Source organism: Pontibacter rugosus (genome assembly GCF_042678745.1).
Lineage (GTDB): Bacteria > Bacteroidota > Bacteroidia > Cytophagales > Hymenobacteraceae > Pontibacter > Pontibacter rugosus.
In genome coordinates this window covers 1-6812 of the sequence record NZ_JBHTLD010000237.1, presented here as the reverse complement: position 1 = coordinate 6812, position 6812 = coordinate 1, and the positions used below count along the sequence as shown (strand labels likewise).

10 protein-coding genes are annotated in these 6812 nt (G+C 44.6%); 1 reads left to right on the top strand and 9 read right to left on the bottom strand.

Annotation, left to right across the window (positions count from 1 at the left end; all coding sequences use genetic code 11):
• Positions 1-87: 87 nt before the first annotated feature.
• From ACFQ2O_RS18700 to ACFQ2O_RS18690, 3 genes are all read right to left on the bottom strand, one after another.
• Positions 88-489 carry an SPW repeat domain-containing protein gene (locus ACFQ2O_RS18700; protein ID WP_377531511.1) on the bottom strand — a complete coding sequence of 134 codons (402 nt, stop codon included), beginning with the start codon at positions 487-489 and terminating at the stop codon, positions 88-90.
• A 2-nt stretch (positions 490-491) separates the two neighbouring features.
• Positions 492-1052: a vitamin K epoxide reductase family protein gene (locus ACFQ2O_RS18695; protein ID WP_377531507.1), complete on the bottom strand. Its 561-nt coding sequence runs from the start codon at positions 1050-1052 to the stop codon at positions 492-494.
• 145 nt (positions 1053-1197) lie between these two features.
• Complete coding sequence (locus ACFQ2O_RS18690; protein WP_377531504.1) at positions 1198-2667, bottom strand: APC family permease; 1470 nt, start codon at positions 2665-2667, stop codon at positions 1198-1200.
• Positions 2668-2945: 278 nt separating this feature from the next.
• On the opposite strand from ACFQ2O_RS18690, the gene ACFQ2O_RS18685 reads away from it, so the two are divergent.
• Positions 2946-3143, top strand: coding sequence for a hypothetical protein (locus ACFQ2O_RS18685; protein ID WP_377531502.1), 198 nt, complete (start codon positions 2946-2948; stop codon positions 3141-3143).
• 26 nt (positions 3144-3169) lie between these two features.
• Here the strand turns inward: ACFQ2O_RS18685 and ACFQ2O_RS18680 are convergent, their stop codons facing one another.
• The 6 genes from ACFQ2O_RS18680 to ACFQ2O_RS18655 all read right to left on the bottom strand — a co-directional run bounded on the left by ACFQ2O_RS18680 (position 3170) and on the right by ACFQ2O_RS18655 (position 6681).
• Complete coding sequence (locus tag ACFQ2O_RS18680; protein ID WP_377531499.1) at positions 3170-3619, bottom strand: hypothetical protein; 450 nt, start codon at positions 3617-3619, stop codon at positions 3170-3172.
• A gap of 145 nt (positions 3620-3764) precedes the next feature.
• Entirely contained in the window at positions 3765-4259 is a 495-nt protein-coding gene (locus ACFQ2O_RS18675; RefSeq protein WP_377531496.1) for a hypothetical protein, read from the bottom strand.
• Between the two features lie 113 nt (positions 4260-4372).
• Complete coding sequence (locus ACFQ2O_RS18670; protein WP_377531493.1) at positions 4373-4726, bottom strand: Rieske (2Fe-2S) protein; 354 nt, start codon at positions 4724-4726, stop codon at positions 4373-4375.
• 5 nt (positions 4727-4731) lie between these two features.
• A complete protein-coding gene (locus ACFQ2O_RS18665; protein ID WP_377531491.1) occupies positions 4732-5106 on the bottom strand; it encodes a DUF3221 domain-containing protein in 375 nt (124 codons plus the stop codon).
• Positions 5107-5772 (bottom strand): DUF2461 domain-containing protein, encoded by a 666-nt coding sequence (locus ACFQ2O_RS18660; protein WP_377531489.1) that lies wholly within the window; start codon positions 5770-5772, stop codon positions 5107-5109. It lies immediately after the preceding gene.
• A gap of 213 nt (positions 5773-5985) precedes the next feature.
• Positions 5986-6681: a hypothetical protein gene (locus tag ACFQ2O_RS18655; protein ID WP_377531486.1), complete on the bottom strand. Its 696-nt coding sequence runs from the start codon at positions 6679-6681 to the stop codon at positions 5986-5988.
• Positions 6682-6812 lie beyond the last annotated feature (131 nt).

The following is a 6812-nucleotide window of genomic DNA, read 5'->3' as shown; positions in this document are numbered from 1 at the left end:
AAGTATAAGTATAAGTATAAGTATAAGCTGGCGTAGGTATAGTTGATCCTCAACAGGAGACGAAGCCTTTTTAAGGAACAGCACACACTATTTTTCAATATCTGTTCTAGGGGTGCGGCGGGCTTCCTGCTCGTGTAGCGTGTCTGATTTCCAAAGAGAGCTCCAGCCGCCGCCGTAAGATTCTTCTATCTTTCCCTTTACAAAGGATAACCCTAGTATTAGCGCACCTACTAACATACTGTTTCCGGTTGCTAAGCTGTTTTCATAGCCCAGTATCCATGGGGCGAGCAGGAGCCATAGGCCCAGCGGAGCATTATAAAGGCGCACAGTGCGGGTTGCTTCCCACCAAGATATGATGGCAAAGGCTGCTACTACAGGGCCAACAATATGCTCGTTATCAGCGATGGTTTTATCGTTGGTGTAGCCGAGTACACTTGAGGCTGCCATTAGCCAGATGCCAAGTATGGCATTTATCACTTGTGCCCACATAATTAAATAACTTTACCTTGTACTTCTTTATAGCCCCAAAAGGCCTTCCACAACGAAACGTTAGAAGCTTTCACACGCTTCATATATTGCATACTTGCCAGCATCTCATCCATGGCAGGGCCAATCATGATCACGGAGATAAGGGCAGAGCAGAGGCAAAGCGTACACCAGGCGTCATAAATTACGGGTTGCAGCACCACTAAAAGTATACTGATAAAGCCAAGCGGCCCCACAGCCAGCCCAAACATAATTACAATCCAGGGCATGGTGCGCCACCTGAACTTACCGCCAATGGCACCGGTTACAGCATCGGCTAAGTAGCCTATGGCACCCAAGGCTGCATCCGGTATGGGCAAGATTTTGGAGGTGGCCGAGGTTAATATCTTGCGGCTGTCGTTTCCGAAGAAAGGCTCCCAAACAGTGCTAAACACGTTTAGTTGAAACAAGGCCATGTAAGATGCTATAGCCATGCCTATAACTGCCAACCCTATAATCGGTAGGCGCTGGCCCCAGGTTGCCGGGTTATAACTCCACCCCGGAGGTATACCTTCATTGTTGCTCATAGCACAGTTCTGTTTTGCGTTGGTGTGTTGAACTGTACTACGTGAGCAGCAGCTATGCGTTATGAATTATGGCTTTGTGAAGGGTTGTAAATCAAAAAGCCCTTGACGAACGCCGGGGGCTTTTTTGACTTACACAAAGTATATCTTAGCTTTTAATTTTCCTGAACTTGCTCCCAAAGAGGTAGAAAACAGGAATGCCCATCGCCACAATGATTAGTCCAGGCCAGGTAAATTTAGGTTTATCGATGAGTAGAATAAGGCAGATAGCTGACGATAGAAGTACGTAAAGTGCAGGCAAGAGCGGATATCCCCATGCTTTGTAAGGGCGAGGCAACTCTGGACGTTTTATGCGTAGCACAAACACACCAATAATAGTCAGGATGTAAAACAGCATTACCGCAAACACTACATAATCAAGCAGGTCGCCATACGTACCGGTAAGGCAAAGGACACAGGCCCATATACATTGTAACCATAGCGCAGCTGCAGGAACACCGTTCTTGTTTAGTTTTCCCATCTTCTCAAAAAACAGCCCGTCTTTGGCTATGGCATAGTAAACGCGAGCACCGGATAAGATTGCTCCATTGTTACACCCGAACGTAGAGATCATGATCAGTATGGCAATGGCTATGGTAGCCTGATAGCCACCTACCACCTCAGCCACAGCAGTAGCCACACGGTCGTTGCTGGCGAAGGTAATGCCTTGCCCAAATACGGTGGTTGCCTGCGGGTTGCCATGCATGGGCAGCACCAGCAAGTATACTAAGTTGATGAGCAGGTAAACACCCATCACAATGGCCGACCCAATAACCATGCTTAACACAATGGTGCGTTTGGGGTTAACGATTTCATCGCCGGAAAAGCCGATGTTGTTCCAGGAGTCGGCAGAGAACAGGGCACCCACCATGGCAATACCTAAAGCTGATACCAGCGCCATGCCTGTAGGCACAGCAGCAGCGGCACCGCTTGGTCCCCAGAAGTCAGAGAAGTTGGCCTCAATGGCTGTATCGTTTACGCCAAATAACAGGCCAAAAAGTATAAGGCCGAATAGCGCGATAAGTTTGGTACTCCCAAAGATGTTCTGAATCAGCTTACCGCTTTTCACGCCCCTGGAGTTGATATAGGTTAGGTAGATAATGCTAACTATAGCTAAGAGTTGTACCGACGTAAACTGGAAGCTGCCAGCCTGCAAAAGTACGTTGTCTTCGCTGAACCAGGGGATGAGCACACCGGTAAAGCGTGCAAAAGCCACTCCTACGGCAGCTATCACACCGGTTTGTATTACTAAAAACAGCGTCCAGCCATACAGAAAGGCTACCATCTTGTTGTAAGCCTCCTTCAGGTACACATATTGCCCGCCTACATTTGGAAACATGGAAGAGAGCTCACCATAGCTAATGGCCCCTACCATGGTCAGGAAGCCTGATATAACCCACACCAGCAGCATATAGCCGGGGCTTATAACGGTTCTGGAAATATCTGCCGTCACAATAAAAATGCCCGAGCCAATCATGCCGCCTGTTACAATCATGATGGCATCGAACAAAGTTATTTCGCGCTTAAAGCCACTTTTGCTGTGCTTTTCGTCTGTTATGGGTTCAGAAGTGTTTTGCATAAGTATAAAATTGGGCCGAAGATACGCGTTTTTTGAATGTATGCGATTTGTCTGCTCTCAAAGTATACTTGGCAAGCCCTAAGGTATTTGAAAGTTTTAGGTCTTTTGCAGCAAAAAAAATGCTAAGCTTCTGTCTGTTTTTTTGGCCCGCTCACGGATTAAAACCAAGGGTTGGTATAAAATAGTAGTAATTGCTGCAACAGTACTTTGTATAGCATAGTACTGTATAGTATATTTGTCTCAAACAAAAGGAGTTAAACATTTTAAAATCTACGACTATGAAAATCTTAATCCTTATTGCCGCCTCTATGTTTGGTTTTGGTCTTGCTGTAAAAGATACTTGCCGTGTGCCGCAGCCTAAAGAAGCTACAGTGGCTTATGAAGCCCCCGCAAATTTAGATGAGCCTGTGATGGATGTGTTACTTGACACAGTTGAAATCTCTGTGATAGCTCCTGCTGCAGTTGCCCTTAACTAAGGCAGCCGCAGCAGGTATATACTTGGCTATACCGCTACTTCGCAGTTAGCGAGCCACTGTTCAGCTAATGCAAGTTCGGTAAAGTTAGCTACCTGTAGTTGTGGCGCAGCACGTAAAAACAGCTCGTACTCAGACGAGCAGCTGAGCATGTTCTGAGAGTATACATGTGCCATGCATAGCAGCCCAGCGTCTATCACTGCCGGAATCCAGTCAAACTCCAGGAAATCGTTGGCGTCGTCCCACTCACCTGTAATGTCTGATTTGTCGTTCAGTAGTTTTGCGCAGGAGTGCTGGGATATAAGCTGCTCGTATGCTGTAGCTGCTATAATTACATCTTCTGATGTGATGTGGCCGTGCCACTTGGCAACCAGAAAATCTTTTTTCTGGAAGAGCGTTATAAACACATTTCCTTGAGAATTGAACAATTCAACGGGAGCTGTAAGTATAACAGCTATTGTCTTCTCCTGCGCGCTCATTAATTTAACTATAAGGGGAATTTGCTATTTACAAAGGTAGCCACAAAACTACCTAACATTATCATAATGTTGTGTTTATTGAGTGGGAAATAAATATATCGATGTAAATAACCCAATAGCAATAGTATGGCAGCAGAGGGCTTGTTTATACTTGTGGAGCAGGTTGCGTTTCTTCGCCTGTAGACGTGAGGTGAGTCTGTATCCAGTGGATGGCGGTATCATGATCCATGAAATTCTTCATTTGTAATCGGGGCGTTACGCGTAAATATAAATCTCTCGCTGATAGTCTACTGAACATATTGCTTGAGTAAATATGAGCCAGACAGCGCAAGCCGGCATACATGGCCTTTGGCAGCCATTCGAATTCAATCCAGTCGTTCGCTTCGGCCCAATCACCTGTTACTTCTGATTTGTTATTTAGCATGCCCGGGCAAGGGTGCCTCTGAATCACCTCAAGGTAGGCTTTACAAGCTGTAATAACATCGTTAGCTGTAATATGCCCTGTCCACTTGGCTTCTATGTAATTGTCATGTTGGAGTAACGTAACAAATACTTCTCCATTCTGTTGTTTCAGTTCTAAGGGTGCAGGCCAAGCTGCCACACTAGCTGTAAATTCTGTTTTTTCGTCTGAAATGTGCATACTTTCCCCGGATATAACCGCCTTGCCTTAAGCTAATAATAACCTGGTTTATACGGTTTAAAGGAAATAACAGCTGTAGTTTTAGAAGGAGAATTTTGCCGGGAACGGAAAATTTAAACTTGTTTTGGAAGACCTATAAATACCCCGTCTTCTCTCAACTCCACTGGATAAGTGGTTGCGTTTCGGCTTTTATAGTCACACTCCCGCCCGCTGTCCAGGTTGTAGCGGTAGCTATGCCAGGGGCAAATAATCTCGTTGAGGTAATTGGTTGTGCCTTTGCTGAGGGAGTAACCTAAGTGAGGGCAGGTATCGGATATGGCAAAAAAACCTGTTGCCGTATGAGCAAAGCAAATCTGCTGGTTTTCCAGCTCCAGCTTATGCAACTTGCGCACCGGTACTTTAGCAGCAGCCTCCGTGACTGATGCAAACACTTTGTGCCAGTTATACTTTGTCTCCTGCTCTGCCATACTGCTTAATAAGTAATACGTACAGCCTTGGCATATCCTTGTACAGGTGCAGCCTGCACTACCTCGCCGTCAAACCAGGCCTGCACTTCGTGTCCTTCGCGCAGGTTGCTTAATTTAAGTGCTTTCCCGTTCTGGTCTTCGATCAGTGTATTCTCATCAATCTTGATATTCGCGGCAGCATGTTTGGTTTCAATACCTTCCAACGCCTTCACGGCTACCAGAGCTTTTCCGATATTCTTATTACCAGCAGTGCGCTTGATATTGGTAACATACCCATGTACATCGGGTTGCGTGTCTGGCATGCGTTTCTGCTGGTTACAATTGGATAGCAGCAGTACAAGTGATAGAAAGAATGTGAGGTTTACGGCTAGTTTTTTCACTTATAGTTCGGTTAAGGCTGAATTCAGAAAGTCGTGTAATGGTTTTACTTCTTTGTAAAGCGAAGGTAATATATCTATAAATCCGGCTTGTTGCACTTCTTTATCTTTGTAATATCGCAATACCTGAAAGCCATTATAAGTAAGCAGGTCTAATTCAGGATGAGTTTTATCATAGCCTTTAGGAGGCAATTTTCGCTGATCTCCCCTAAAATCTCCCCAAATCTTGCTAAACTCCGGCTTCTGCAATACTTGTCGTAATTTGCCGGGATTATAATCTATTTCTTCCCGTATTAATTCAAGCTGCCTGGTAGTCGGTTTACGAATGCCGCCTCCGATTCTGGAGCCGTCGCCTGGCTCTAACAGCAGCACATAGTTTGCAAAAGGAGAGTGCCTGCCTCCCAACGATATGCCTGCCCCAAAATGGCTTTTATAAGGTGCCTCTCCCTTTTTAGAAAAGTCGTTTTTGTTTATTCGGAACAGGCATTGCTGCGCTGTTACACCGTGCAGCGAAGCATCAAAGGCTTGTAATTCCTTGATTAAATGATCTATAAGTTCTATAAAATAGCGCTTTGCCTGTAAGTACTCATCACGATGATTATCCATCCAGTCTTTGCTGTTGTTTTGTTGCAGGCGCTCCAAAAAATGCAGAATGTACGGTATATTCATCTGTACTTAAAAGTGCTGTTTTAACGCTTAGGGGTTTTCGACTTAAACCAGAAAACTCCAATGGCTATCACAATGGCAAGTATAATAAGCAGTATTAGTGTCATAAGTTTGTTTTTTTAGTTCGGGGTGCTGCTCATTGTACTAATGCAAAAGCCCTCTTGTTACATTTGATATAACAAAAGGGCTTTAATTACTTAAAGTGTACGGCTGATTTTAGGCTACGCGCAGGTAAGAATCCCCTAACAGTGCCTTGCGTATGCGCACTTCTGCACTGTAATGCGATAGAAAATCGCCACGCCGGCAGGTAACGGTTTTTGGCTCCTGCAACATAACAACCTTGGCGCGCTTGCCTACTGTTATTACTCCTATGCCGCGTTGTTTGCAGGTGGCCAAAAAGTATTGTGCAAGCAGGTTATTTCGGAAAGTCAGGCTACTCAATGAAAGGCCAATCCACTGCTCATCGGCAGGGGCTCGCTTTAAATCATCTAACAGCGACGCTATTTTTTTCTTTAAATGCCGCTCTTCTAGCAAAGTGTGTGTGATAAATGCCGTAGCAGCCAACAGTACAGGCAAAACAAACCTGATAGACCAGTGCGTAAAATTCCAACCGATGCAAAAAGTTAGAATTAACACGAGAAAAAATGTGGCGTAACGGATTTTGCTCAACCCTTTTTTTCTGTAGCGGGTGAGTATTTGTGCAATAACAGCGGAATGGGTTGTGTTTAACGAAGCAATAAACACCTCTTCCTGTTGGTTGTTAAATGAAAAAAGACCATCAAGCGCATAACCATGCTTTGTTTTTTCGGCTTTGTCGATCAGGATCTTTTTTAAACCAAAGCGTTGCATGTAAAAAGAACGCAGGTAATCAAAGGCATAGTCATTGATGTTACTGTCTTTCTGAGCTGGCATATTTCTCTAAAGCAAAAGAGTAAGGGGTAAATAAAACCACCTATCAGCCATTTACATGACTAACTTAGTATGGTTTTCATACAATTATTTACAGGAAATCGGGGTAGTTTTATATTGCGTTACAAACATAG

Coding starts and splice junctions, on each gene's coding strand:
- ACFQ2O_RS18655 (WP_377531486.1), bottom strand. CDS start 6,681: ATGCCAGCTCAGAAAGACAGTAACATCAATGACTATGCCTTTGATTAC.
- ACFQ2O_RS18685 (WP_377531502.1), top strand. CDS start 2,946: ATGAAAATCTTAATCCTTATTGCCGCCTCTATGTTTGGTTTTGGTCTT.
- ACFQ2O_RS18670 (WP_377531493.1), bottom strand. CDS start 4,726: ATGGCAGAGCAGGAGACAAAGTATAACTGGCACAAAGTGTTTGCATCA.
- ACFQ2O_RS18680 (WP_377531499.1), bottom strand. CDS start 3,619: ATGAGCGCGCAGGAGAAGACAATAGCTGTTATACTTACAGCTCCCGTT.
- ACFQ2O_RS18700 (WP_377531511.1), bottom strand. CDS start 489: ATGTGGGCACAAGTGATAAATGCCATACTTGGCATCTGGCTAATGGCA.
- ACFQ2O_RS18675 (WP_377531496.1), bottom strand. CDS start 4,259: ATGCACATTTCAGACGAAAAAACAGAATTTACAGCTAGTGTGGCAGCT.
- ACFQ2O_RS18690 (WP_377531504.1), bottom strand. CDS start 2,667: ATGCAAAACACTTCTGAACCCATAACAGACGAAAAGCACAGCAAAAGT.
- ACFQ2O_RS18695 (WP_377531507.1), bottom strand. CDS start 1,052: ATGAGCAACAATGAAGGTATACCTCCGGGGTGGAGTTATAACCCGGCA.
- ACFQ2O_RS18660 (WP_377531489.1), bottom strand. CDS start 5,772: ATGAATATACCGTACATTCTGCATTTTTTGGAGCGCCTGCAACAAAAC.